This is a genomic window from Sphingomonas glacialis (assembly GCF_014653575.1).
Classification (GTDB): Bacteria; Pseudomonadota; Alphaproteobacteria; order Sphingomonadales; family Sphingomonadaceae; genus Sphingomonas; species Sphingomonas glacialis.
Map to the genome: position 1 here is coordinate 20,774 of NZ_BNAQ01000008.1, position 25,235 is coordinate 46,008.

General features: G+C 63.8%; 25 protein-coding genes. 17 read left to right on the forward strand and 8 right to left on the reverse strand.

The window, feature by feature from the left end; translation table 11 throughout:
• Positions 1-28 precede the first annotated feature (28 nt).
• The 3 genes from scpA to IE187_RS18780 form a co-directional block, all read right to left on the reverse strand.
• The gene (gene scpA / locus IE187_RS18770; RefSeq protein WP_189677544.1) at positions 29-2,161 is read right to left on the reverse strand and encodes a methylmalonyl-CoA mutase; all 2,133 of its coding nucleotides are present in this window, start codon (positions 2,159-2,161) and stop codon (positions 29-31) included.
• Positions 2,161-2,934: an enoyl-CoA hydratase-related protein gene (locus IE187_RS18775; RefSeq protein WP_229839529.1), complete on the reverse strand. Its 774-nt coding sequence runs from the start codon at positions 2,932-2,934 to the stop codon at positions 2,161-2,163. Before IE187_RS18775 ends, scpA begins: the two co-directional genes overlap by 1 nt.
• A 105-nt stretch (positions 2,935-3,039) precedes the next feature.
• Complete coding sequence (locus IE187_RS18780) at positions 3,040-4,566, reverse strand: acyl-CoA carboxylase subunit beta (protein ID WP_189677546.1); 1,527 nt, start codon at positions 4,564-4,566, stop codon at positions 3,040-3,042.
• A 90-nt stretch (positions 4,567-4,656) separates the two neighbouring features.
• Here IE187_RS18780 and IE187_RS18785 point away from each other — a divergent pair, with 90 nt between their 5' ends.
• Positions 4,657-6,066, forward strand: a complete 1,410-nt coding sequence (locus tag IE187_RS18785) for a helix-turn-helix domain-containing protein (RefSeq protein WP_189677547.1) — start codon at positions 4,657-4,659, stop codon at positions 6,064-6,066.
• A gap of 790 nt (positions 6,067-6,856) precedes the next feature.
• On the opposite strand, the gene IE187_RS18790 is transcribed toward IE187_RS18785, so the two are convergent.
• Together IE187_RS18790 and IE187_RS18795 are read right to left on the reverse strand one after the other, a co-directional pair.
• Positions 6,857-8,143: a type II toxin-antitoxin system HipA family toxin gene (locus tag IE187_RS18790; protein WP_189677548.1), complete on the reverse strand. Its 1,287-nt coding sequence runs from the start codon at positions 8,141-8,143 to the stop codon at positions 6,857-6,859.
• Positions 8,140-8,421, reverse strand: a complete 282-nt coding sequence (locus IE187_RS18795; RefSeq protein WP_229839531.1) for a helix-turn-helix domain-containing protein — start codon at positions 8,419-8,421, stop codon at positions 8,140-8,142. The genes IE187_RS18790 and IE187_RS18795 overlap by 4 nt, the downstream gene beginning before the upstream one ends.
• Before the next feature lie 678 nt (positions 8,422-9,099).
• Between IE187_RS18795 and IE187_RS18800 the strand changes: the two genes are divergently transcribed.
• Complete coding sequence (locus tag IE187_RS18800) at positions 9,100-9,369, forward strand: HU family DNA-binding protein (protein ID WP_189677550.1); 270 nt, start codon at positions 9,100-9,102, stop codon at positions 9,367-9,369.
• A 51-nt stretch (positions 9,370-9,420) separates the two neighbouring features.
• On the forward strand, positions 9,421-9,702 hold the full coding sequence (locus IE187_RS21490) for an SOS response-associated peptidase family protein (protein WP_229839532.1): 282 nt from the start codon (positions 9,421-9,423) through the stop codon (positions 9,700-9,702).
• Positions 9,703-10,085: 383 nt separating this feature from the next.
• Here IE187_RS21490 and IE187_RS18810 read toward each other — a convergent pair whose 3' ends face one another.
• The 3 genes from IE187_RS18810 to IE187_RS18820 all read right to left on the reverse strand — a co-directional run bounded on the left by IE187_RS18810 (position 10,086) and on the right by IE187_RS18820 (position 12,232).
• Positions 10,086-10,955 carry a DUF7146 domain-containing protein gene (locus tag IE187_RS18810; RefSeq protein ID WP_189677584.1) on the reverse strand — a complete coding sequence of 290 codons (870 nt, stop codon included), beginning with the start codon at positions 10,953-10,955 and terminating at the stop codon, positions 10,086-10,088.
• Positions 10,956-11,206: 251 nt separating this feature from the next.
• Entirely contained in the window at positions 11,207-11,530 is a 324-nt protein-coding gene (locus IE187_RS18815) for a single-stranded DNA-binding protein (protein ID WP_037533373.1), read from the reverse strand.
• Between the two features lie 51 nt (positions 11,531-11,581).
• On the reverse strand, positions 11,582-12,232 hold the full coding sequence (locus IE187_RS18820; RefSeq protein ID WP_229839534.1) for a hypothetical protein: 651 nt from the start codon (positions 12,230-12,232) through the stop codon (positions 11,582-11,584).
• Between the two features lie 456 nt (positions 12,233-12,688).
• On the opposite strand from IE187_RS18820, the gene IE187_RS18825 reads away from it, so the two are divergent.
• From IE187_RS18825 to virB11, 14 genes are all read left to right on the forward strand, one after another.
• On the forward strand, positions 12,689-13,345 hold the full coding sequence (locus tag IE187_RS18825; RefSeq protein ID WP_229839536.1) for a lysozyme family protein: 657 nt from the start codon (positions 12,689-12,691) through the stop codon (positions 13,343-13,345).
• The gene (locus tag IE187_RS18830) at positions 13,342-13,695 is read left to right on the forward strand and encodes a hypothetical protein (RefSeq protein ID WP_189677552.1); all 354 of its coding nucleotides are present in this window, start codon (positions 13,342-13,344) and stop codon (positions 13,693-13,695) included. Before IE187_RS18825 ends, IE187_RS18830 begins: the two co-directional genes overlap by 4 nt.
• On the forward strand, positions 13,692-14,291 hold the full coding sequence (locus tag IE187_RS18835; RefSeq protein ID WP_189677553.1) for a lytic transglycosylase domain-containing protein: 600 nt from the start codon (positions 13,692-13,694) through the stop codon (positions 14,289-14,291). Before IE187_RS18830 ends, IE187_RS18835 begins: the two co-directional genes overlap by 4 nt.
• The gene (locus IE187_RS18840) at positions 14,288-15,616 is read left to right on the forward strand and encodes an LPD7 domain-containing protein (RefSeq protein ID WP_189677554.1); all 1,329 of its coding nucleotides are present in this window, start codon (positions 14,288-14,290) and stop codon (positions 15,614-15,616) included. Before IE187_RS18835 ends, IE187_RS18840 begins: the two co-directional genes overlap by 4 nt.
• A 10-nt stretch (positions 15,617-15,626) precedes the next feature.
• Positions 15,627-15,962: a TrbC/VirB2 family protein gene (locus IE187_RS18845; RefSeq protein ID WP_229839537.1), complete on the forward strand. Its 336-nt coding sequence runs from the start codon at positions 15,627-15,629 to the stop codon at positions 15,960-15,962.
• Positions 15,955-16,296 carry a VirB3 family type IV secretion system protein gene (locus tag IE187_RS18850; protein WP_189677555.1) on the forward strand — a complete coding sequence of 114 codons (342 nt, stop codon included), beginning with the start codon at positions 15,955-15,957 and terminating at the stop codon, positions 16,294-16,296. Before IE187_RS18845 ends, IE187_RS18850 begins: the two co-directional genes overlap by 8 nt.
• On the forward strand, positions 16,289-18,655 hold the full coding sequence (locus IE187_RS18855) for a VirB4 family type IV secretion/conjugal transfer ATPase (protein WP_189677556.1): 2,367 nt from the start codon (positions 16,289-16,291) through the stop codon (positions 18,653-18,655). The genes IE187_RS18850 and IE187_RS18855 overlap by 8 nt, the downstream gene beginning before the upstream one ends.
• Position 18,656: 1 nt before the next feature.
• Complete coding sequence (locus IE187_RS18860) at positions 18,657-19,382, forward strand: TrbJ/VirB5 family protein (RefSeq protein ID WP_189677557.1); 726 nt, start codon at positions 18,657-18,659, stop codon at positions 19,380-19,382.
• A 2-nt stretch (positions 19,383-19,384) separates the two neighbouring features.
• Positions 19,385-19,657: a hypothetical protein gene (locus IE187_RS18865; protein ID WP_189677558.1), complete on the forward strand. Its 273-nt coding sequence runs from the start codon at positions 19,385-19,387 to the stop codon at positions 19,655-19,657.
• 69 nt (positions 19,658-19,726) lie between these two features.
• Positions 19,727-20,767 carry a TrbL/VirB6 family protein gene (locus IE187_RS18870; RefSeq protein ID WP_189677559.1) on the forward strand — a complete coding sequence of 347 codons (1,041 nt, stop codon included), beginning with the start codon at positions 19,727-19,729 and terminating at the stop codon, positions 20,765-20,767.
• A gap of 437 nt (positions 20,768-21,204) precedes the next feature.
• Positions 21,205-21,882, forward strand: coding sequence for a VirB8 family type IV secretion system protein (locus IE187_RS18875; RefSeq protein WP_137787550.1), 678 nt, complete (start codon positions 21,205-21,207; stop codon positions 21,880-21,882).
• A 1-nt stretch (position 21,883) separates the two neighbouring features.
• Positions 21,884-22,891 carry a TrbG/VirB9 family P-type conjugative transfer protein gene (locus IE187_RS18880; protein WP_189677560.1) on the forward strand — a complete coding sequence of 336 codons (1,008 nt, stop codon included), beginning with the start codon at positions 21,884-21,886 and terminating at the stop codon, positions 22,889-22,891.
• A 1-nt stretch (position 22,892) separates the two neighbouring features.
• Positions 22,893-24,197 carry a type IV secretion system protein VirB10 gene (gene virB10 / locus IE187_RS18885; RefSeq protein ID WP_189677561.1) on the forward strand — a complete coding sequence of 435 codons (1,305 nt, stop codon included), beginning with the start codon at positions 22,893-22,895 and terminating at the stop codon, positions 24,195-24,197.
• Positions 24,198-24,201: 4 nt separating this feature from the next.
• Positions 24,202-25,224, forward strand: a complete 1,023-nt coding sequence (gene virB11, locus IE187_RS18890; RefSeq protein ID WP_189677562.1) for a P-type DNA transfer ATPase VirB11 — start codon at positions 24,202-24,204, stop codon at positions 25,222-25,224.
• The last annotated feature ends 11 nt before the right edge of the window (positions 25,225-25,235 follow it).

The following is a 25,235-nucleotide window of genomic DNA, read 5'->3' on the forward strand; positions in this document are numbered from 1 at the left end:
GGACGCGCTCCGCTCTTGATGTGAACAATCACTCGACTGTCTCTTCAATGGGGGGCAGGTTGTGCCCAAGAAGGCGCAACACTTCGCCGGCCGCCTCGACCAGATTGGTCCCCGGCCCGAAAATCCCCTGCACGCCGGCGTCGCGCAGATATTGATAGTCCTGCGCCGGGATCACCCCGCCCGCGATCACCTTGATGTCGCCACGCCCGGCATCGCGCAAATGGCCGATCAGCTCGGGGATCAGCGTCTTTTGCCCCGCCGCCAGCGACGACGCGCCGACCACGTCGACATCGCTGTCGATCGCCAGCCTGGCGGCCTCGGACGGCGTCTGGAACAGCGGCCCCGGCACCACCTCGAAGCCGAGATCGCCGAACGCCGACGAAACGAGGTTCGCGCCGCGGTCATGCCCGTCCTGCCCCATCTTGGCGACGAGCATGCGCGGCACGCGGCCATTGCGGCGTTCGAGCGCGGCGACGCCGTCCTTCAGCCCGAGCCATTCGCGGTCGAATTCATAGGCGCCGCCATAGATGCCCGACACCGGCGTCGGATTGGTGCCGTAGCGCCCGAACACATCTTCCATCGCCGCGGAAATCTCGCCGAGCGTCGCGCGCTGCCGCGCGCACTCGACCGCCAGCGCCAGCACGTTCTCGGTGCCGCGCGCGCCTTCGCGCAGTGCGTCGAGCACCGCGCCGCACTTCGCCTCGTCGCGCCCGGCCTTGGACCTGGCGATCCGCGCGATCTGCGATTCGCGCACCGCGACATTGTCGACGTCGAGAATGTCGATCGGGTCCTGCTCGGCGAGCTTGTACTTGTTGACGCCGACGATCGTGTCCTCGCCTTTGTCGACCCGCGCGGCGCGGGCGGCGGAGGCTTCCTCGATCATCGCCTTAGGCCAGCCCGCGGCGACCGCCTTGGCCATGCCGCCATCAGCCTCGACGCGCTGGATGATCTCCCACGCTTTGTCGACCAGCTCCTCGGTCAGGCTCTCGATATAATAAGAGCCGCCGAGCGGATCGACGACCTTGGTCATGCCCGTCTCTTCCTGCAGCACGATCTGCGTGTTGCGCGCGATGCGGGCGGAGAAATCGGTCGGCAGCGCGATCGCTTCGTCGAGCGCATTGGTGTGGAGCGACTGCGTGCCCCCCAGCATCGCCGCCATCGCCTCGACCGTGGTACGGATGACGTTGTTGTACGGATCCTGCTCGGTTAGCGACACGCCCGACGTCTGGCAATGCGTGCGCAGCATCTTCGAGCGCTCGTCCATGGCGCCAAGATCGGTCATCACGCGGTGCCACAGTTTGCGCGCGGCGCGCAATTTGGCGATCTCCATGAAAAAGTTCATGCCGATCGCGAAGAAGAACGACAGCCGCCCGGCGAACGCATCGAGATCGAGCCCGGACGCCATCGCCGCCTTGGCATATTCGCGCCCGTCGGCGATCGTGAAGGCGAGCTCCTGCAGCTGCGTCGCGCCGGCTTCCTGCATGTGATAGCCGGAAATCGAGATGCTGTTGAACTTCGGCATGTTGGCCGAGGTGTAGCCGATGATGTCCGAGATGATCCGCATACTCGGCTCGGGCGGGTAGATGTAGGTGTTGCGGACCATGAACTCCTTGAGGATGTCATTCTGGATGGTCCCGTCGAGCAGCGCCTGCGGCACGCCCTGTTCCTCGCCGGCGACGATGAAGAAGGCGAGGATCGGGATCACCGCGCCATTCATCGTCATGCTGACCGACATCTTGTCGAGCGGGATGCCGTCGAACAGGATCTTCATGTCGTCGATCGTGTCGATCGCCACGCCGGCCTTGCCGACGTCGCCGGTGACGCGCGGATGGTCGCTGTCATAGCCCCGATGCGTCGCCAGATCGAACGCGACCGACAGGCCCTTCTGCCCGGCGGCGAGGTTGCGGCGGTAGAAGGCGTTCGAGGCTTCGGCAGTCGAGAAGCCGGCATATTGCCGGATCGTCCACGGCCGCCCGGCATACATCGAGGCGCGCACGCCGCGCGTGAACGGCGCGAAGCCGGGCAGGCCGGGGTCGAGGTCGGCCGTGTCTTCGGCGGTATAGAGCGGCTTGACCGCGATGCCCTCGGGCGTCGGCCAGGTCAGGTCCTTGCCCTTGACCTCCTTCGCGGCGGCGGCGTTCCAGTCGTTCAGCGAAGCCATCACTTACCCACAAATTTCGCGGACCGTTTTTCGGCAATCGCCGCCACGCCCTCGGCAAAATCCGCCGTCGCGCCCGCCTGTCGTTGGTCCGCGGCTTCTCTCCGGAGCACCTCTGCCAGCGGCAGCGTCAACGCTTGGCCAACCGCGCGGCGGATCATGCCCATCGCCTGGGTTGGTCCGCGGGCCAATCGCTGCGCGAGCCCAACCGCGTCGCTCAACAGGTCCGCATCGTCGACCGCGCTGTAGATCATGCCCCAGGCTTCGGCCTTCCCGGCTGAAACGCGCTCGCCGAGCAGCATCATTTCGAGCGCCTTGGCACGTCCGGCATTTCTGGCCACCAACCACGTGCCGCCGAAATCCGGCACCAGTCCGATGTTGACGAACGCGAGCAGAAAATAGCTCGAGCGCGCCGCAATCACGAAATCCCCCATCAGCGCCAGCGAGCATCCGGCGCCGGCCGCCACGCCGTTGACCGCGGTCACCAGCGGGATCGGCAATGCCGCGATCTTCATCGCAACCGGATTGTAATGCGCCTCGAGCAGCAGGCCGAGGTCATCGGGAAGGCTCACACCGAGATCGGCGCCGGAGCAGAATGCCCTCCCCTCACCCGTCAGGAGTATCGCGCGCGCGCCCTCCGCCACGGCGCGATCGAGAGCGTGTCCCAATTCGCCCAGCATCTCGGCCGTGATCGCGTTCAGCCGATCGGGGCGCGCAAGCGTGATGCGCGCGACCCGTTCCGCCACCGCGTAGTGGATGGTGTTATAGGCCGTCACGGTCGCCCCTCGCCGGCGCCGCGCCGCGCAGCCTTGACATGGAGCGCGGCGCTGAACGCGCATGCTGGCAGCCTTTCGAGCGTTGCGAGTGATCCATGATGTCGCTCACAACGGAATGTTGTCGTGCTTCTTCCACGGATTCTCGAGGGCTTTGCCGCGCAACTTGCGCAGGCCGAGCGCGATCCGCCGGCGCGTCGAATGCGGCTGGATCACCTCGTCGATGAAGCCCTTGCTCGCCGCGACGAACGGGTTGGCGAAGCGTGCCTCATATTGCGCGGTCTGCTCGGCGATCTCGGCGGGCGAGCGGCCGCGGAAGATGATCTCGACCGCGCCCTTGGCACCCATCACCGCGATCTCGGCGGTCGGCCAGGCATAGTTCAAGTCGCCGCGCAGATGCTTCGAGGCCATCACGTCATACGCGCCGCCATAGGCTTTGCGCGTGATCACGGTGATCTTGGGCGCAGTCGCCTCGCCATACGCGAACAGGAGTTTCGCACCGTGCTTGATGATGCCGTTCAACTCCTGCTGGGTGCCCGGCAGGAAGCCCGGAACGTCGACGAACGTCACGATCGGGATCTCGAACGCGTCGCAGAAGCGCACGAACCGCGCCGCTTTCTTCGACGAATTGATGTCGAGGCAGCCGGCCAGCACCATCGGCTGGTTGGCGACGAAGCCGACGGTGCGCCCTTCGATCCGCCCGAAGCCGACGATGATGTTGCCGGCATGCGTCGGCTGGACCTCGAAGAAATCGCCTTCGTCGACGGTCTTCCGGATCAGCTCGTGCATGTCGTACGGCTGGTTGGCGGAGGCCGGCACGAGCTGGTCGAGACTGTCCTCGATCCGGTCCCACGGGTCGGACGACGGCCGCTCGGGTGCCGCCTCGCGGTTCGAGGCGGGAAGGAAGTCCACGAAGTCGCGGGCCGCGAGCAGCGCCTCGATATCGTTCTCGAAGGCCACGTCCGCGACCCCCGACTTCGTGGTATGCGTCACCGCTCCACCCAGTTCCTCCTGCGTGACGATCTCGTTGGTAACGGTCTTCACTACATCTGGGCCGGTGACGAACATGTAAGAGCTATCCTCCACCATGAAGATGAAGTCGGTCATCGCCGGGGAATAGACGGCGCCCCCCGCGCATGGCCCCATGATCAGAGAAATCTGCGGCACGACGCCGCTCGCCAGCACGTTGCGCTGGAACACCTCGGCATAGCCGCCGAGCGAGGCGACGCCCTCCTGGATGCGCGCGCCACCGGAGTCATTGATCCCGATCACCGGTGCGCCGACCTTCAGCGCCATATCCATGATCTTGCAGATCTTCTGGGCATGCCGTTCGCTGAGCGAGCCGCCGAACACGGTGAAGTCCTGCGAGAAGACGAACACCAGCCGGCCATTGATGGTGCCCGAGCCGGTGACGACGCCGTCGCCCGGAATCACCTGGTCCTGCATCCCGAAGTCGACGCAATTGTGCTCGACATACATGTCGAGCTCCTCGAACGAATGCTCGTCGAGCAGCACGCTCAGACGTTCGCGCGCAGTCAGCTTGCCCTTGGCGTGCTGCGCGGCAATGCGCTTCTCGCCGCCACCCATGCGGGCGGCGTCGCGTTTGCGGTCGAGTTCGGCGAGGGTTGAGAACATTTGCGCTCCAATCGGACGTCGCTGTCTTGCCGCCGATACCGCGTCATGCAATTGTGGTTTTGCAAACAGCGTTGCGGATTGTTCACAAGGATGTCGCCAGTTTCCCGAAGCGCCTATGACGGCTACCGCGTGAAAGCGCTCCGCCAGCACCTCGGCATCGGGCAGCGCGCGATGGCGACCGAACTCGACATTTCCGTGAGCTATCTTTCCCAAATCGAAAGCGGTGACCGGCCGTTGACGGGCACGGTGCTCGCCGCGCTGGCGGCGCGCTACCCCGGTGACTGGACTGCAATCGATCCAAGCGAACATGGCGCGCTTTTCGCGGCAGTGATCGACGCCTGTTCCGACCCGAGCGTGTCGGACGTTGCCCCGAGCCTCCAGGATATCGAGCGCATCATCCGTCAGCATCCCTTGATCGCGCGCCGGCTCGCCGCCTTGCACGCGACGCAGCAGCGCAATCTCGCCCAGCTTCGCGCGCTTGACGACCAGATCGATGCCAATACCGGCGTCAGCAACCGGCTTCCCTGGGAAGCCGTCCGCGACTGGTTTCACGTCCAGCAAAACTATATCGACGAAATCGATCGCGAAGCGGAGCGGATCGCTGCGGAATTCGCTGAGGGGCCCCCGCTGCGCCGGTTCGAGACACGCTTGCGCGACCGTTTCGGCGTGACCGTCGAGGCCCTGGTTGGCGATGAAACGGTCATACGCGCGTTCGACGGGCAAAGCGTGCTTCGGGTCGATCCGTCGCAACCCGCCGAGACGACGCTCTTTTCGGTGGCGCACCAGCTGGCGCGGCTGGAGTTTGGCGACCTGATCCAGTCGATTGCCGAGGCGGGAATGACCTCCGAGGTCGGTCGCCAGCTGCTCGGCGCCGGTATCACGAATTACGCAGCTGGCGCATTGTTGATGCCATATCAGCACTTCCGGCAGGCGGCGCGCGACTGTCGCCATGATGTCGATCGGTTGCGCCAGCGATTCGGCACGAGTTTCGAGCAGACATGCCATCGCCTCTCGACGTTGCAGCGTCCCGGTGCGCTTGGCATTCCGGTGTTCTTCTGCCGTGTCGATATGGCCGGCAACATCACCAAACGGCATTCCGCAACACGCCTGGAATTCGCGCGCTTTGGCGGGGCCTGCCCCTTGTGGGTCGTCCACGAGGCCGTTGCGATTCCGGACCGTATCCTGGTGCAATTGGCACAAACCCCCGATAGCGTGCGCTACGTTTCGATGGCGAAGGGCCTGGTTAAGCCATCCAACAGCTTCACCCGAATGCCGCGGCGGTACGCCGTCGCGCTGGGGTGCGAGGAACGCTACGCCGCGGAATTCACCTATGCCGACGGGTTGCGAACCGAGAGCGCAGCGACGCCGATCGGCAGTTCGTGCAGAATCTGCCCACGCGCCGACTGCGATCAGCGCGCGTTTCCGCCGGCGGCCAGCGACCTCTCCATTAATCCGAACCAACGCGGTCGGATCCCCTATCAGCTGGGATCCCCGTTCTGAGCCTACCATCGCCGCCATTGCCAATCGGTGCACGTGCCGGCGCTCGTCAATGGGGATGACCCCGCCAAGGGCGTAAATAGGTATGTCCACATTGATCTAGTCAGGAACCGAAGTTATTGATTGCCAGCATAGCGGCGGCGTCGTGCAGGGGCGTGGGCCGCGGCGCACTCATGCGTGGTCCAACGGTTTTGGAGCAACATGGCAAGGTTGTTCGTCGGCGTTTGACATCGATATCAACGCACGTCTCATCAACGCCGGGACAGCGCAGCGGGCATCGAGGCGAACTTGATCTGCGCCGCAGCGTATCCTTTTACCCGCATTAATTTGAGATAAGCGGCCGCTAGCGGTATGGATAGGCGTCGAAACGGGACCTCCGTCTCTTGGCAGGAAAGCTAGTGGGAACGCTTGATATTATGAAGTTTGAAGTGGGCCCAAGCGACGCCGATCAGAGCCCCCGAAAGACTCTTTTTTGCCATTTAACACAATGGCTTATCCGTCTTTAGGCCGGGGTCCCGTTTCGACGCCTATCCACACACTCGAAGTAAAGAGCCTTTTTTTGTTTGCGAGCGGCCTCACTAACGAATGGGCGCACAACCGCTGGTCTGCTTCGATCAGTGCGATCGGCAGCTTTCGTCCCGACCTGACGTTCGTCTGGGCAGCATTAAACGACCGGGTCTGGTCGATACCTGCTGTGGCGGTCACGACTCACACCCGGTCATTCTGGGGAGCTATGGCAGCTCCCCAAAGTTTACAAATAAGCGGACGGCTTGTGGGGGTCGCTGCCATCGACTCAAACCAGCACCTTTTGGGCCGCCGCGCGCTCCTCGTGCTCGAACGCCTCGGCAAAGCTGTCCAGATCGGCATTGGTCATACCGAGCGCCCGTCCCTCACCCTGCCAGCCCGCGACAGCCTGCTCGATCTGCGCCAGCATTTCCTTCGCGCGTGGCAGAGTAATACGAAAGTAAGGCAGCACCGACATCAGGGCGCTTATAGTCGCCTCAGGCCCGACCTCTTCCGAGATCCAGGTTTTCAGCTCACGCAGTCGCTCGGGGAACGGATTGATGTCAAAGGCCGGCGCCAGCCGCCACAGGTTACGGTCGACGTGCAGGAAACCGTGGTTCATCAAATGATCGTCCACGTTGGTGATCAGGATCGAGAATGCGATCCTGCGCCATAGCTCCTCGATGTCGGCGGTGGGGGCGCTACCGTTCATACGAAGCGCGTCGACGATCTCGGTATAAGCATGCTCCTGCGCGTCGCCCGGTTCCGCACCGATCATCGTCGCCGCCGAGACGTACATGAGCCGCCCGCCCCCCTCGGGCCGATCAAATCGCCGGATCAGCGCGATCGCGTCACCACCACTTTCGATCAGTCGGGCGTCGGCCGCGTCGATGCCAGCGCGGCGGGCCAGCCGCATTGCCAGCACCTCCCCTCGCGTGATCGAGCGCTCGTCGGCGACGCTTGGAAACTTTCCGATCGACAAGCGCCCCTCATCGTCGACGACTGTGCATTTAGGGCGAAGTCCGCCAAGCGACGTGCCGCGACCGCGCAAATAGGCTAGATCTTGCGCAGTCTCGGTGTTCGTTTCGACCGCACGACTGGCGGCTAGGAGATGGCCCAACTCGATCAACGGCGGCGTAGTACGTAGACCATCCTCGGTCGCGCGCTGGGCAACCCCCTGTTCGTCAACAAGGCGTAATGCCCCCACCCGGCTGACGTCGTCGACCGCCAATAGATAGTCGAGGCCGTTCAGTGCCCGAGCATCGACCTCCTCACCGCGGCGGTGGGAAACCTGCCTCCGCTTGGCATGGTCGCGCTGGATGACGCGCTTGCCCCATCCGTCCGGCTCTGTGTCAGCAATCGCTGCATGGAAGATAGAACCGGTGCCGATCTTCCGGTGGAATTGTGGACCGACGACGAGCGGCAGCGCAGGGTCCAAAGCGAAGCGGTCGGGAGCGGCCAGCCAGCCGGCGTCATATTCGAAGCCTGCGCTCTCGCGGTTGCCCTGCTGATTGTAGTGCAGCAATCCAACGCCGCGGGCTTCGTCGCCGATCTGGATGCCAATCGTCCGCTTCACAGCGAAACCGGCGGTTTGGGTCTGCGGACGCGCTGCGGCATGCGCTCCAAGTCGAGCAACAGACCCTGTTCGTCGTTCCTGGAGTCGAGGATCTCTCCAAGGCGCTCGCCAAATCCCAGAACGAAGAAGGTCATAGCGTATGTACCCAACGCGACGGTCGGGTCGCCTTTTTCCAGCTTGAGATATGTGCTCTTGGCCACACCGATGCGTTCAGCCATCATGACTACCGTGAGGCTGCGTTTCTTGCGCGCTAGCGCAATATCGGCGCCCAGTTTCATCAAGCTCCGCCTCACGCGCGGCGGAAGAGTATCAGCGACAGTCGATCGCATCTAGGGTCTCGTATAAACGCCCATCAGGCCAATACGGTACGTTATACACGACCTTACGGTGTTGGTCGAGATAACCAGTTCGAGGCGCATTACCCTGGTTCGACAGGGTCGGATGAAAGGGCCTGCTCGGGCGGCAGCGACAGAACCGGTAATCTCACACAGATCGTCGGTCGTGGAGGCTTCCTCTTCATGTCGCCGGCACCGCGAAGCCTGGTAAATGCAAGTCGCATGGCGCGGGGCTATGTCGTTGGTCTACCCATCAGACCGAGTGACCTTCATGAGGCAGCCTGCGCTCTTGGCGCAGGCCGAGCCACCGAGGATCGAGGGCAGCGCTAGTGGAAAGTCTTTCGCCTAGCCGCGATCAGCGACCTGTAGGAAGACGCGCGCGTGACGCGGGAGTGCAGCTCGCGTCAGAAATTCAGCGCAGGGCTTTGCATCGGCTACGCCGCCAGTTTGGCGGTCGGCGCCTGCCCGCACGCGCCATGATACACCTCGACCGGTCCACGACTGGCCAGTCTGCGGACCATAAGTCGGACGGCTGCGACATTCGCATCGTCGACCAGCATCATTGTATCGGCGCTCGGCAAGGCTAAGGTTCTGCCGGTTCCACAAGGGAGATTAAGTAGCATGAACATCGGTGAACTGGCGAAGGGTGTCGCTGGGGCGACGGGCACGAGCGAGGCAGCAGCCAAGGCCGCAATCACTGCGGTATTCGAGCAGATCGCAGGCGCGGTCGCAAAAGGCGAAGACATCTCAATTGCCGGTTTCGGCAAGTTCTCGGTCAAGGATCGTCCTGAGCGCCAGGGCCGCAATCCGTCGACCGGCGAGGCGATGACGATCGCTGCATCGAAGAAAGTCGCGTTCACGGCCGCCAAGGGTCTGAAGGACAAGCTCTAAGGCCAGAGTGCCGGCGGGCGGAGCTTGCCGGCACAACGACAGGGTGCTCGGATGTGCAATCGATACAGGCTGACGGCGAAACAGGCGGAGATCGCAGCGACGTTCGGCATCCGCCCGCCTTACGAGCCCGACGAGACGTATCCGGTCCCCGACATCTTTCCGACGGGCAAGAAGACGCCGTTCTACGGCCAAGTGGTCATCCAGGACGGCGCCGACCGGAAGATCGAGCGGATGGAGTGGGGTGTACCGACGCAGGTGCCGAGCAAGCGCGATCCAGCGGTCAAGCTCACCAAGTACGTGACCAACGTGCGCAATCTCAATTCGAGCTTCTGACGGTCGATGCTGACAACGCCGGCGCGCCGTTGCCTGGTGCCGGTGACGGCGTTCTCCGAGTTCGGGGTCGCGCTTGGCGAGGACGGAAAGAAGCCGCTGCACTGGTTCGACGTGCCTAGCCGCCCGATTTTTGCCTTTGCCGGAATCTGGCGACCGACCGAGCGCGGGAATGCCTATGGGTTCTTGACACCGAGCCGAATGCGATCGTCGCGCCGATCCATCCAAAGGCGATGCCGGTGGTCCTTCACGACGACGACTATGGTCGCTGGCTATCGGCACCATGGGATGATCTAAAGGGGCTCGTCGCCCCGTATCCTTCCCAGTTGATGCGGCTCGGCTGACACGCCCATGATCCGCGTAATTCAGCTCCCGCAGTTGCGGTTTCATGCGCTCCGCTGGTACGCGCGCCAGGCGTCGTTCCAGTCGTCATGATCCTCGGGCACGCGGCTGATGAGCTCGCGCCCGTTCGCTGTCAGGTGATCGCGTGCCTTTTCCAACAGGCGGTCGGCCGCGCGGCCTTGGTCACCGTAAACGATCACCCGGCGGACCTTCTCCGGGATCGCGACGAAGGCTAGCCGTTCGACACCGCCCAGCGCCCATGTCGGCGTCCCGAACCATTCAGTCGCCGATCGGGCGTCCTCGATCCCTTCGGCAAGGCCCAGCTCGTCGGTCGCAGGCGCAAGACGGATCGCTGCTGTGCCGAGCAGTCCGAGCGCAACCTTCGGCTTTGGGATGGGCTTGCGCAGCACATCGACAGGATCGAGGAAGGTCCGCTGGACGGCAACCAGTCCGAGGTCGTTTTCGACTGCGGCGATCATAGCGGGCATTACGCGTCTGTCGGCACCGGAGCCGAACATGGTCGCCGGGTTGAAGCGCAAAGCTTTGGGATAGGGCGCGGAGAGGCCGCGGGCGACGAGATAGGCTTCGGCGAGCGTGCCCGCGACCGGCACGCTGGCATTCCAGAGACGCAGGGCGAGCGCGCCCATGTCGCGCTTTGGTTTTCCCTCCGGCATTGCCACCGCAGAACGGTCGTGGAGCTTTTGGCGCTGAAGCGCCTTCAGCACCTCGAGCGCTGTACAGCCGGCAAAACAGTGGAAGAGGATCGCCGAATCGCCGAGGCGGACGGACAGGCTGGGGGAGCCATCGTCATGGGCCGGGCAGCGGCATTCGCCGCGAGTGCCGCGCCACACCCCGCCGAGCTGTTCGACGATGTTCTTGGCTCGGATTTCGGCATCGAGCGGTAGTCTCGTCATCGGCCACGTCCTGTGAAGTTGGTCGGTTTCGGTCACTTTAGCCTCCGGAAAATATCACCGAAGGCACAGGCGGCATCCTCCACTCTGGATGGTCGACATGAGAAGGTGGGCCGCGCGCGGCGCGACGATCTCTTTCGTCCGGGTGGCAACCAAGCGAGGATCGTCACCCGACCGGGTTGGAACGGCCACGCTGGCTCGACCGCAACGCGGCGGAGGTGGAGCCGTGCCGCCAACCCGCTTCCGATCCCCAATCAGCTATGCTCGGCTTCGGCCTTGGTCAGGATCGAGAAGGTGTCGGCGATCAGCTCGGTGCGGTAGGAAACCTCGTTGCCTTCGCCGTGGTTGCTCTCGCGGACCCGGCCGGTGACATGCACCAGATCACCCTTCCCGGCTGCTTCGACTTGGGGTCCGACATTGGAGAAGCACACGACGCTGTTCCACAGCGTGTCGGTCTTCCAGTCGTCGCCGTCGCGGCGGTTATAATTGGCGGCGACGCTCACATAGGTGACCTTCTCGCGCGCCGTGATTTTGCCGATGCGACCGATGATCCGGAACTCGGCAATATTCTGGGGCATGATATACTCCTTGGTTGATGTTGGGGTCGGATCCGGCGGACCGGTGCGAGTTTAGTCGCGCTCCTCTTGGCGGTGCGCAAAGTGGTAGCGCGCCACATTCTCGGGCGTCGCGTATGTGTCGTAGGCCTTCGTCCAGTCGCGCCGGATGGCCTGCTGCGCCGTCCGAAGCGGCACGCGGCGCTCGCAAACCAGTCGCCACAAGACATAGGCCAAGGCATTCTTGTCGGCCGCGTTCGCCTGGCCGCGCCGGGGCTGGAGCCACAGATCACGCCGGTCGAGCGGCGCGCCGCCAAGCGAGATCGGGATCAGATGGTCTAGTTCGTAATCGGCGAAGGACTCGCCCGGATGCTGCGCGTCCATCAAGCGCCGTTTGACGGGCGCGGTAACCGCGAAGGAGGGGCGGACCGATCGGGCATAGCCGGGTCGGCAGATCGTCGTGCCGATGTTCGCCTGAGTGATAGAGGGATCGACGGCCCCTGGCGTATCGCGGGGCGGCAGGATGCCGGTTCGGTCCACTCGCAAGAAGGGATTGCGGAGCGCCGTCGATAGGCCGGCAACGGCATCGCAGAAGTCATGGGTCGCGGCGACGCTGCAGGCCGAAACCTCACCGCGCCTCCCAGCCCGCTTGTCGTCGAACGGCCAATACCAGAAGCCGATGGCGATCAAGAGCGCCAACCCGCCCGATATAGCTTGCAGCTTCAAGAGCGAATGGCCCGTATATCCACCGTCGTCCCAGTCAACTCGAAACCACTCGACAACTGAATCCGCTAGATTCTGGCCTAGCTGACAATTGCCTAAAGCCGTTTGAAACACATCTCGTACAGTCATCGTGCAATACCGCGCCTTTCTTCGCAATAGATTACCCTGGATCACTCCATAATCGCGGCTGGATCGCTCCAGATGTGTTGTTGTTTGCCTTCTGCTTCAGGTTTAACCTTTTGATGTCGATGTCCAGTAGTCGCTGACATCTGCTTTGGTTCAATTTAGCAATGGTGCATTGGTGTGCTTCCCGCGAGTATCGTAGCGAAGGCAATTCAACTCTGTGCCGCCGGGCTAGCTGGGGCCGGAACGCCGTCTCCCGCGTCGCTCGCAGTCGCCGTTCGTTCGGGTGCGGTCCTCGTTCGGCAGCCGGGCAACGCAGCTGACGCAGAGGCGACGGTGCGTGATCTGCTGGCGTTGGGCGCGGACTTCGAGGCGGGGCCGCTGGCGATCCGCGGCCGTGATTTCGCGACTTACGGTATCACGCCGGCAACGGTTTTTGATGCCTGCGCGCTCTCGCATATCGACGACGACCGGTCTTCTATCGGCTCCGTGGGCGCGCTCTCGGCGTCGAACGTCGCAGCCCTCGTTCGTCGCGCCTTTGGCTCGCGGATCACCGATACGATCCGCCCAATGAACGCCAGCTACGGCGCGCGGTATAGCTGGCACAAGTTCGGCCAGGCGGTCGATTTCGTTCCCGCAGGCGGCGTCCACGCGATCGACCGCGAGCAGATCCGCGCCCTCATGGCACAGAGCGGTATCCGTATCATCGAGCTGCTCGGGCCGGGGGATCGCGGTCACGCGAACCACTGGCATGTGGCGTTCGCGCGACCCGGACAGGTCATCGACCGGACCCGACCGATCGAAGGCGACGAGGACTGGATCATCACCGTCGCACAAGGCGACGCGCCGCCCCCGCCGACGCCCGCCGGAGTTGAGGCGGCCCCCGCACCGACCGCGCCGGCCTCGGCCCTCGCCCTTGCCGCAAATGCACCGGCGCAGTGGGACGTGTTCGCAACCGAAGAGTGGCGCGCAGTTCATAGAGGTGGCTCATGATCCGATACCTGACGACCAAGCTGGGCGGCACTACTGGCGCCATCGCGCTGTGCGCGGCCGACGTCGTGGCGGTTGCGGCCCCACAACCCGCCTACGCGTCGGACTGGGGGTGTCAGGTGATCCTCTGCCTCGCGACACCCGGTTCGCCGACGAAATATGTCGAGTGCGTCCCGCCGATCACGAAACTCTGGAACGCCCTAGCTATTGGCGGCTCGTTCCCGACCTGCACCGGGGTCGGCGTCAAAATGAAAAAGACCAAGCACGGCTACGACCTGACCGTGACGCAGGCCGATGGCGGAACGTCGCGGTATGCGCTCAACACCCGCTACCAGACGGTGACGCAGCAATGATCCACGCCATAGCCGCGATCACGATGCTTGCGCAGCAATGCGCCCCCGAGATCGCGACCGAGGCGGTGGTTCCCCTCGTCGTGACCGAAAGCGGCGGCGACGATCTGGCGATCAATATCAACAAGGGGCCGCGTGTCCGCGCCGCGTCGATCGGCGACGGTGCCGCACTGGTGCGGCGGTACAGGGCGGCCGGCTATACGGTCGATGTCGGGTTGGCCCAGGTGAACTCCGCCAATTTCGCGCGACTGGGTGTCACCGTCGAACAGGCCTTCGACCCTTGTACGAACCTGCGACTCGCATCCGCAATGCTGCGGGCGGGATATGGCCTCGCGATCCAGCATTATACGGGGCTGGACGCGATCTCCGCGACCTATTCGCTCTACAACACCGGCACGCTGACGCGCGGTTTCCACAATGGCTATGTCGGTCGGGTTTGGTCAGCGGCGAGCGACATGGGGACGATCCAGACACCCCCGCCCATCCCGGGCTCACCGTCCGCGGCGGTTCCGACGACGAGCCCGACCAAACCTGCGGTCGCCATCGATAGCTGGGTGGTGGGGCAGATCACTTCCAGCACAGTCGAGGTCTTCAAATGACCGCGGATAACAGCGTTGCGCAGGGCGGACGCGACGCGCAGACGCAAGCCGAACAGGCTGCGTTCCAGATCCCGCCTGAGCTGGCGACACGGTATCAGGTCCGGATCATCGAGCCGTCCGACGGCAGCGAGCGCCGCGTCGGCATGTTCCTGCCGACAGATCGTGCGGATCCCTCGATCGAGATTGCCGGCGATCGCATCATTGCTCGAAACGAGGATCCCGACACCGTCTCGGCCCTGGTCACGATCGCCAAGCACAATGGCTGGGCGGGGATCGACGTCGAAGGTTCGCTTGAGTTTCGTCAGGCCTTGTGGACGGCGGCGTCGCGCGAAGGCCTGACCGTGCGCGGCTATGAGCCGAGCTTCGACGAACAGGCGCGAATGGAAGAGCTGCGTCGCGCCGATGCTGCACGACGCGACCGTGAGGTGGCGGAGAAGCCGGCGCCGACGGTCGAACCCGTCGCTCCGACGGCGGCTGTCGGGGCGACGGAGGCGACAGTCCTCGCGCCGTCGGCAGACGCGGAGAGGAACGGCGCGCCTCAGCCGTTGCCAAGCGGAAGCAGCACCGAATTGTCCGACGCAGACAAGCGCCTACTGTTGACGGTGAGCGTCCACACGCAGGATCGCAGGGCGCTCTACGCGGCCGTCAGCGAGGACATGGACCCCTTGCGGAGGAAGGTTCAGGCCGAACGTATCGATCTGAACAGGGATGCGCTGAACGGGGCGCTGGAGCGGGTCTTGGAAAGCCCGACGCTGGTCAGCGCCTTCTCAAGGTCCGGTTATGAGCCCGACGGTCTGCGCCAGATGGCGCGCGACGGCGCGTGGGACGGCGAGGTCGCCGATGCGATCTACATCGTCCGCTCCGGGCTCAACCGGCACGAAGTCGCCCGCGAAGCCGATGCGAACGTGCCGCTCGGCGGCGCGCTCGCCGCCACGCCCGAAGACCGCCTGACCGGCGAAGCGACGGCTGCGCCCGAGCGACAGCCCGAACAGGAAACCCATATTGTTCGGGAGGAGCGCCTTCATCAGGCCGCGCCTGAGCGACGTCACGAAAATGACGAACTGGCCGAACTGTTCCTGCATGGCGGGGCGGAGCGGATTGCCGCCGAGCCGCGCCTCGCCAACGCGCTGCAGGCGCAGGCGGCGATGGATCAGCATCTTGGTGCGGCTTTCGATGGCGACGCGGAACGGATGACGTCCGCGAGCTTGGAGAGCCGCCACCTGATCTCGGACGTGCTGCGGCGCGGCCTGGATGTTTCGGTCCGCGAGCCGACGCCTGTTCGGCAGGTCGAGCCGATCCGCCCCACCCACGATCTCGAGAGGTAAACCCCAAGCCATGGAGACCCGTATGAAGTTCACTCAAGGCATGGGCCGGATGTTGTCCGACGCCCGCGCGCGGCAGGTCATCGGCTTTGTCGGTGCGCTCGCCCTCATTTCGATCGCCCAGCCGGCCTTTGCCGATGGAACCGCGATCGAAGGTGGTCTCAACACTATCAAGGCATGGATGACTACCGTTGCGTCCGTGGTCGGCGTCATCGCCGTCATGGCGGTCGGCTATGCCAAGCTGACCGGTCGGATGGACTGGGGAAAAGCGGTCACGGTGCTGATCGGCATCGGTATCATCTTTTCGGCCACGACGATCGTCGGCTGGATGAGCAGCTCGGGTGGCTGACTCGGATAGGCTCGCCGAGGATAAGGTGTTCCTCGCCCTGACCAGGCCATCGGTGTTCATGGGATTGCCGCTCGAGGCGATCCTGCCGATCATCATGGTCTGCATGGTGATCTGGGGGGTTTTCCATAATCCGTTCTACCCCCTGGCCTTATTCGGAGCGCTCTACTTCCCGGCACGCATGATCTGTCACTACGACTTCAACGCTTTCCGGCTGTGGGGCCTGTGGTTCCAAACCGGCTTTCTATCCAAGAACCGCAAGTTCTGGGGGGGCGGGAGCTACTCTCCCGTCCGCCTCGCCAAAGGCGTGAAGCGGAAGCATTTCGGCAATGACTGATTCCAGGCTCAAGCATAAGAAGATCGCTGTCCGCGAGACGGATGACATCAAGTTCATTCCCTACACGCGGCACGTCGATGACACGCTGGTTGCTCTCGAAGACGGCTCGCTCATGCGCATGTACCACGTCGATGGGCGGCCGTTCGAGACCAGCGACATCGGCGACCTCAACACCTGGCATAACAAGCTCAACATCGCGTGGCGCTCGATCGGTGACGATCGCGTTGCGCTGTGGACCCATCTCGTGCGGACAGCCACAGACCCCGTTCTCGGCGGCGACTTCCACTCCGACTTCGCGCGAACCTTGCAGGAGAAATACGCCGACACGCTGAAGAAGAAGGTCCTCTACCACAACGAGTTCTACGTCACGATCATCGTCCGGCCGTCGAGCATGGCCGGCGAGCAAGTGATGCGGCTTTTCTCCAGGCGAAAAGCGAACGCCGAGATCGACCATCGCGCGCTCACGATCATGGCGGACAAGTGCCGCGACTTCGAAACGCTGCTTGCTGATGTCGTTCCGGAGCCGCTCTCGATGTATGAGCACAACGGTATCCTATTTTCACGACCGATGGAGGTGCTGCACTTCATCCTGACCGGCGACCGCATCCGCGTGCCGCTGCTCGACGGCAGGCTGGGCCAAGCCCTGTATGCCTCACGCGTGGTGTTCGGTCGCGAGGCGGCCGAGATCCGGCTTCCGCACACGTCGCATTTCCTCGGAATGTTCGGCGTGCGCGAGTATGTCGCCAGCACGCGGACCGGTCAGTTCAACAGCCTGCTCACGCTCGACTTCCCGTTCGTGCTGACCCAGAGTTTCGCGCCGTTGGTGAAGTCGGTCGCGAGCGAGCGGTTCACCAAAAAATACAAGCAGATGGTTTCCTCGGACGATGCCGGCGTCAGCCAGGCGGAGGAGCTGCTCGACGGCGTCGACGATCTGATGGCGAACCGCTTCGCCATGGGCGAGCATCACCTCTCGATCGCGATCATCGACGAGAACCCTAAGCGGCTGCTGGAGCGCTTGTCGATCGCACGATCGGCCGCGGCCGATACAGGCATGGTGATGGCGCGCGAGGACGTCGCACTGGAGGCCGCCTTCTGGGCGCAGCTTCCCGGCAATTTCAGGATGCGCGCGCGCCCCGCGGTCATCAACACGCGCAATTTCGCAGGCTTGAGCCCGTTCTACACCTTCCCGGCAGGCCGGAAGTCTGGAAACCACTGGGGCGACGCGGTAACGCTGCTCAAGACGCGCGCGGGCTCGTCCTTCTGGTTCAATTTTCACCGTGCCGACATCGGCCACACGCTCATCATCGGGCCAACCGGTGGCGGCAAGACGGTGCTGCAGAACTTCCTGCAAGCGCAGCTCGAAAAGACCGGCGCGAAACAGGTGTTCTTCGACAAGGACCGCGGCGCCGAGATCTTCGTCCGCGCGTGTGGCGGCACCTACTTGGCGCTGCGCGACGGCGAGCCCACCGGCTTCGCGCCGTTGAAGGGTCTCACCCCGTCTCCGCACGACATCGCTTTTCTGCGGCAATTCATTCGCGTCCTGGTACGCCGGGACAACCGGCCGCTCAGCGTCGCGGAAGAGCGACTGATCGATGAGGGTATCGAGGCGGTGATGCGGCTGCCGGCGCCGTCACGCTCGTTCAGCGCCCTGCGCGAGATGCTGGGCTACGCCGATGCCGAGGGCATCGGCGCCCGGCTGGAGCGTTGGTGTCTGGGCGGCCCGCTCGGCTGGGCTTTCGATGGTCCGCAGGACGAGGTGTCGATGTCGGCGCGGTTCATCGGCTTCGACATGACGGACTTCCTGGAGAACCCTGAGATCCGCACTCCCACGATGTTGTACCTCTTCCACCGCGTCGACGAGCTGCTGGACGGGCGGCGTGTCGTGGTCGACGTCGACGAGTTCTGGAAGGCGCTTCAGGACGATGCCTTTCGGGCGTTTGCGCAGGACGGCCTCAAGACCTTCCGTAAGCGCAACGCCTTTATGGTGTTCGGCACGCAGTCCCCGGCCGATGCGCTGCGCTCGCCGATCGCGCACTCAATCATCGAGCAGACCGCGACCAAGATCCTGCTTCCCAACTCGGACGCCAAGCGATCGGATTATTGCGACGGACTGGGCCTGACGGACGCGGAGTACCGGCTGATCCGTGAGGATCTGACGCCGGAGAGCCGCACCTTTTTGGTCAAGCAAGGGCACACCTCGATCGTCGCGAAGCTCGATCTCGGCGGCATGCCCAATGAGTTGAAAGTGCTTTCTGGCCGCGAGGAGACCCTCGTCGCCATGGAGGAGGCCATTGCCCTGGCAGGCAACGATCCAGCGGCGTGGCTGCCGCATTTCTACGCCAATCAAAGGAGAAGCTGACATGTCGCTAAAGCGCATCATCATGGTTGCAGCCGCGCCGGTCGTGCTCGTTGCGTTCGCGTCACCGGCCGCTGCACAGGGCATCCCTGTTTTCGATACCTCGACCTATGTGCAAGCGCTCGCCCAGGTCCAGAACACGGTCAAGATGATCGAGCAGGGCAAGCAGCAGATCGAGACAGCAACGAACACGCTCAGCTCGCTTCAGAAGCTGACCAACGTCAACAATCTCGCCCCGCAGCTGCTCAACGCGCAGGTGCGCAACATCCTGCCCAACACGACGATCGACGCTTCGACGTTGCTCAGTGGCGACCTGTCGAAGATTGGTTCGCTCGGTGCGCTCGCATCGAGTATCCAGTCTCGTTACGCGCTGCCGGCAACCTCGTCCTCCGACGCAGACGTGGCCTACAACCAGGCGCTTCGGGACGCGACCAGTTCATCCGCTGCCACGGCCGCGCTGGGCGAGAATACGCTCAGCATCACCCAGACCCGGATGCAGGGCCTCGACCAGCTCCGCGAGCAACTGTCGTACGCCAAGGATCCCAAGGACGTGATGGACCTGCAAGCCCGTATCTCGGTCGAGCAGGCGCAGCTCCAGAACGATATGCTCAAGATGCAGGCGATCCAGATGGCGCAGGCCGGTCAGGCGAACATGCAGATCAGCGCGGCGCAAGTGGCGGCCGGTCGCGACGAAGCGGCCTTCTTCAGTGCCAACACGATCAGGAAGTGATCATGCGCAAGATACTATCCCTCTGCTCTTTGCTCCTTGTCTGCGGATGCCAGCAGAACGTCATGGTGCCTACCGCCGAGGAGCTGATCGCCAGTCCGCAACTCCTCACGGAGTGGCAGGCGAAGTGTGATGCAGGGGAGTACAGCCATCTCCCTGCGGATCAGAAGGCCAAGATGTGCGCGACGACCGGAGACGCGACCATCTCGGTCGCCCAGACCAAGGCCGGCAACGAAGAGGCGGACTTCTTCAAACAGAACACGATCCGCAAGAAGTAGATTTAATCGCTGCGCTTTGATCGCCGAAGATCGGAATCTCATCCAATGGCTGCCGGCCAACCCAACATCATGACGCTGTTCACGACGATGTATTCGTATGTGGAGACCGCCATAGCGACCTCGGTTGCGAGCTTCGGGGCGGGGCTCGTCAGTTTCGTTGCAGCGCCTTTGGCCCTGGCGGCGATCATCTACTTCCTGCTTCTCGGCTTTGCCGTGCTACGAGGGGCTATCCAGGCTCCACTTCGCGAGCTGGTATTCCAAGCCGGCAAGGTCGGGTTCGCCCTCGCGGCTGCCAGTGCGGTTGGCTATTCGGCGTTTGTGGTGAACGTGGTCACCAACTTGCCGAGCGAAATCATCGCGGCTGGATCGGGCACGCCCGTCACCAACCCGGGCACCACCTTCGATACCTATGTCTCCGATACCGGCAAGCTCTCGGAAAAGTTGGTCAACGCGAACCAGAAAGTTCAGTCGCAAGAGCAGAAGGGCATCACCGACTTTCGCACGCCAGTGATCCAGCTCAGCGCCACCCTGATCACCTATCTGTGCGTTGCCGTCCTCTACATCTTCGCGTTTATGTCGGCGTCGATCGGCTTTTGCATCGTCATTTTTGCCAAGCTGTCGGTTGCGATCTGCGTCGCGCTCGCGCCGCTCGCGCTGGCGTGTCTGCTTTTCAACTCCTCCCGCTGGCTATTCGACGGGTGGCTGAAGCAGACCGTCAATTTCATACTGCTGATGGTCGTCATGGCGATCATGACGAAGTTCATCACCGGCCTCCAGGAAGCCGCCATGGACGGCATCATGGGATCGATCCCCGAAGACGGCTCGTCCTTCGTCATGGCGCAGAACGGCTACATCGTCCTGAAAGCTGCCGTAATGCTCGTCGCGACGATCGCTTGCGCGGCGATCTACATCGTCGGCACGATCTTCTTCTTTCAATCGCCGGCCATCGCCGCGGGTATCTCGGGGGGTGCGTCATCTGGCGGCCATGGCTTCCTGCAGACCGGGGCGAACATGTTGACCAACCGGCTCATGTTCCGGCGCGCGACGCAGGCGAACCGTCCCCCGCCAGGAGGGGGCGCCACGGGCGGCTCGGCCTCTCGGTCCACTTGAGGACCGCTGGCCCGTCCAAGACCATGCATCACGGAACCGCCGGGCGCGGGACCTTACGAACGGAGACCGTATGAAAAGGCTGACCATCGTGGCGATCGGCACGCTTGTGCTTGGCGGCTGCACCGGGACTCATATCAGACCTGTCTCGGTGTGCGACGGCAAACACCGGCGTCCCGCCAACCTCTACGGGTCGATCCTGCCGAGCTTGCCCGTGCCACTGCCGGCGTCACAGCAGGGCGCAGGGCAGTCGATGGTGGCGCCGCCATCACGCGAGCCAGCACCGGCGCCTCTTCCCGCACCGCCCCCTACGCCCGGTGCCGGAGGTACGCCTGCCGCCCCCATCGGACCCGGGGCCCTGAATATCCCGCGATCGGGGCCACGCACGTCCGCGCAGGACATCGCGCTGACCTACTACTCCTGCTGAAGGGATCGACGCCATGGGCGCGGTGAAGGCCGAAGATAAAGAGAAATACTACGAGACATCGAGGACGTGGGAATATGACCGTATGCGTGCGGCGATCCAGTCCAAGCGGCTCGCCTGGGGCGTTGCGGCGGCTGCGTGCACGCTCGCTGTGGCGTCAGTTGCAGCAGTCGCGATGCTCAGCCCGCTGAAGACCGTCGAGCCCTATGTCATCAGGGTCGACAAGAGCTCGGGCGAGACGCAGGTCGTGACCGCGCTCAAGGGGCCGCAGCCGCGCACCTATGAGGATGCGGTCAACCGCTACTTCATCTCGCAATATGTGCGGTTGCGCGAAGGCTGGCTAAACGATGCTGCGCGCGAGAACGCCTATACGGTCATGCTCACCAGCGATTCCGCCGAGAGCGCTCGTTACCTGAACAGCGTTCAGGCCAACAACAAGAACGCGCCTTCCAACATTTACGGCGACAAGGGCTTCGTCTCGATCTCGATCCGGACGATCAGTTTCCTCAGTCCTACCGTGGCGCAGGTCCGCTTCACGAAGATCATCACCTTCGGGCAGAACACGCCGATCGCGCAAAATTGGAACGCGATACTGACCTTCAGATACACGACGGCGCCGGAGCATGAGAAGGATCGCAATATCAATCCGCTCGGCTTCCAGGTCGTGAACTATCGTTCTGACCCGGAGGCGTGACATGAGCGATCAGCCAAATGCGTTGAACAATGGCGACAGTGTCACCGTCCCCTTCCTGCCAGCGTTGCGCCAGAAGTTGGGTCTTCGCCTGTCACCGCCGGCGACGGCGTTGGTGCTGACGGAGAACGGCGCCAGGAACCGATTCTGGCGCTGGGTCGGGGTAGTGTGGCACCGCCTCGTCGCGTTCTCGGTTCTGGGTGCCGCGGCAGTCACGCTCGCGCCGCACGCTGCGTTCGCGTCGGAGACTCCCGTCCCTGGGGCCAAGGACGCTCGCGTTCGCAACGTCAACTACGATCCGGATCAGGTGGTGACGATCGTCGGCAGTTTCCGGCACGCGATCGAGATCCAGTTCGGGCCCGGCGAAACGGTCACGCAGGCCGCCCTGGGCGATACCGTCTCCTGGCAGATCGCGCCCGTGGGAAACATCGTCTTCCTCAAACCCCGCGAGAGGGCTGGAGGCACCAACCTGATCGTCGTCACCAACGCGGGCGGCGTGCCGCGCACCTATCATTTCAATCTCGCGCTGGGAACGGGCGCCACGATGTACGGCGTGCGGTTCCGTTATCCGCGCGAGGAACGGGCGATGGCGGCGTTGCAGGTGCAGGTTGCCCAAGGCCAGGCTGCCAAGGCGATCGAGGCGAGCATCACCACCGCCGCGCTCGACCATGCCGTGATCGAGGGCGCCCGGAATATTAATTACACCGTGCAGGGTGACAGCGCGCTGCAACCCACCGAAATCTCGGACAACGGCGAGTTCACCGTGCTGCGCTATCCGGGCCACGCTGACATTCCCTCGATCTTCGCGGTCGATGTCGACGGGACCGAGACGATCGTCCCCTACGATGTCCGCGAGGATTTCGTCGTGATCCATGCGGTCTACCGTCAGCTGCGCCTCCGGCGCGGGGCAACGGTGCTGTGCATCTACAACGAGGCGCCGTTGCGCAACGATCGCGGCGATCGAACGGGCACCGTCTCCAATGTCGTCGAACGCAAAGTGAAGGGGCAGTAACATGGTCGGGACCGTCATTGACCGCGGGGGCGATGTCGCTGCCGACACCGTTGCGCCAGGCGAGGTCGATAGCCCGGTCGCGCGTAGCGGCGGATGGGGCAACCTAGCGTTTATCGGTGCAGGCATCGGCCTGCTCGGCGCCATAGGCGGCATCGTGATAGGCTATGGCGCGTTTCACCAATCGGCCAGCACCGCGGCTGCCGCGCAGCCCGCGAAAGCCAGTGACCGTGCCGTGGACGACGTGATGGGATCGCCGAATGCGCAGCGCGCGGCGCTCGCGGGTCAGCTCGGCCAGCCCGGCGCGGCGCAAACCGACATCTTCGGGCGGCCGATCGCCGCAGCCCCGGGGCCGCAGGTCGCCGATGCCAACGGAAATCCGGTGCCGGCAACGAGCGGGACAACCTCCCCAACGGCGAACGGACAGCAATCTCCCGAGCAGCGACGTGCCGAGCAGGCACGCGCCATGGCCGATGCGGCGCGGCGGTCGCCGATCATGGCCTTTGGCAACACCGGGCTGGCCTCGGCCGCCCTTCCCGCCTCCGCCGGTGCCGACGCCCAACAGGGCACGGACCTCGACGACCGGACGCGCGGCGGCCAATCCACTGTCGCACGGCGGGGCCTCGGTGCCAGCGGCTTCGCAGCGCCGGGTGAAGACGGTCCGGCCGAGGCGGGCAAGGGCTCGACCGACTTCAGCGATCAGCTCGGCCATGCCGCGATCCAGACGGTCCGGGCAACGATGGTCGCGGACCGCAACCTTCTGCTGAGTGCCGGCACGATCATCCCCTGCACGCTCCAAACGGCGATCAACTCGACGCAGGCCGGCTTCGTGTCCTGTGTCATTAATCACGACGTCTATTCCGAGAACGGCCGCATCGTCCTGCTCGACAAGGGGACCAAGGTGCTGGGGCAATATTCCGGCGGCATCACGCAGGGGCAAGCGCGCCTATTCGTATTGTGGACGCGCGCCCTGACGCCGCGTGGCGTCGCGATCGACCTCGGGTCGCCGGCAGCGGACAGCCTTGGTCGAGCCGGGTTGCCAGGCGGTGTTGATACCCAGTTCTGGGCACGTTTTGGCGTCGGGCTCGTCATCTCGGTATTGGAGGATGCCTCGCAGATTGCCGGTCGGGCGGTTGCCAATGAGGGGAGCAACACCACGCAGGTTCCTGGGCAAACCGGGCAGACCGTCCTGCAGCAGACCATGAACATCAAACCGATCCTGAAAAAGAACCAGGGCGACACCGCGGCGATCTTCGTCGCGAAGGACTTCGATTTCCGCTCGGTCTATGACGTGGGATTGAGGCGTTAAGGCCGTGGCATCCAGTCCGACGTCGCTGATCTACGAGCATAATGCCGAGCCGATCCGACGGCACCTTCTGCGCGACGATGTGACCGAATTGGTCATCAACGAGCCGGGGATAATCGGCCTCGAGACGCGGAATGGCTGGGAGTGGCATGAGGAGCCCGCACTCGACAATGCGGCACTCATGACGCTGGCGAAGCTGATCGCGGGGCTGACCAAGCAGGACATCAATTCCGAATATCCGATCTGCTCCTCGGTCCTGCCGGGCGGCGAGCGCGCGCAGGTCGTCGTTCCCCCGGCGGTCGAGCAAGGCTTCATCTCGATCACGATCCGCAAAGCGTCGGGCGTGACGATGAACATCGACGATTTCGAACGTGCCGGCCTGTTCAGCGAGGTCCGCGCGCACGGCCTGTACGAGGAGGTCGACCCCGATCTGCTGCGGCTGCGCGAGGCGGGCGACTGGCGCGCCTTCTTCAAACTGGCGGTCGAAGCCCGCAAGAACATCCTCATTTCAGGCGCGACGGGCTCCGGCAAGACGAGCTTCTCTAAGGGTCTCATCAAGCTGATCCCGGACTATGAGCGAATCCTGACGATCGAGGATACGCGCGAGCTCGTCGTACCCCAGCGCAACCACGTCCACATGATGTACGCCGAGGATGGGAAGAGCCTCCAGAAGGCGGGCGCCAAGGAGTTGCTGGAATCGGCGCTGCGGATGCGGCCCGATCGCATCCTTCTGCAGGAACTGCGGGACGGCACCGCCTTCTTCTATCTTCGCAACGTCAATAGCGGTCATCCCGGATCGATCACCACGGTCCACGCCAATACGGCCGAGGGCGCGCTCGAGCAGCTGACGCTGCTGGTGAAGGAATCGGAGGGCGGCAACGATCTCGACCGCCACGACATCCGCGCGCTGCTGCGCTCCCTCGTCGATATCGTCGTGCAGATGCACCGCCTGCCGCCCGGCGAGGGCCAGCCGGCACGCTATCGCATGACCGAAGTGTGGTTCGATCCGGCGAGCAAGCCGACCGACTGAAGGGAGTGCCG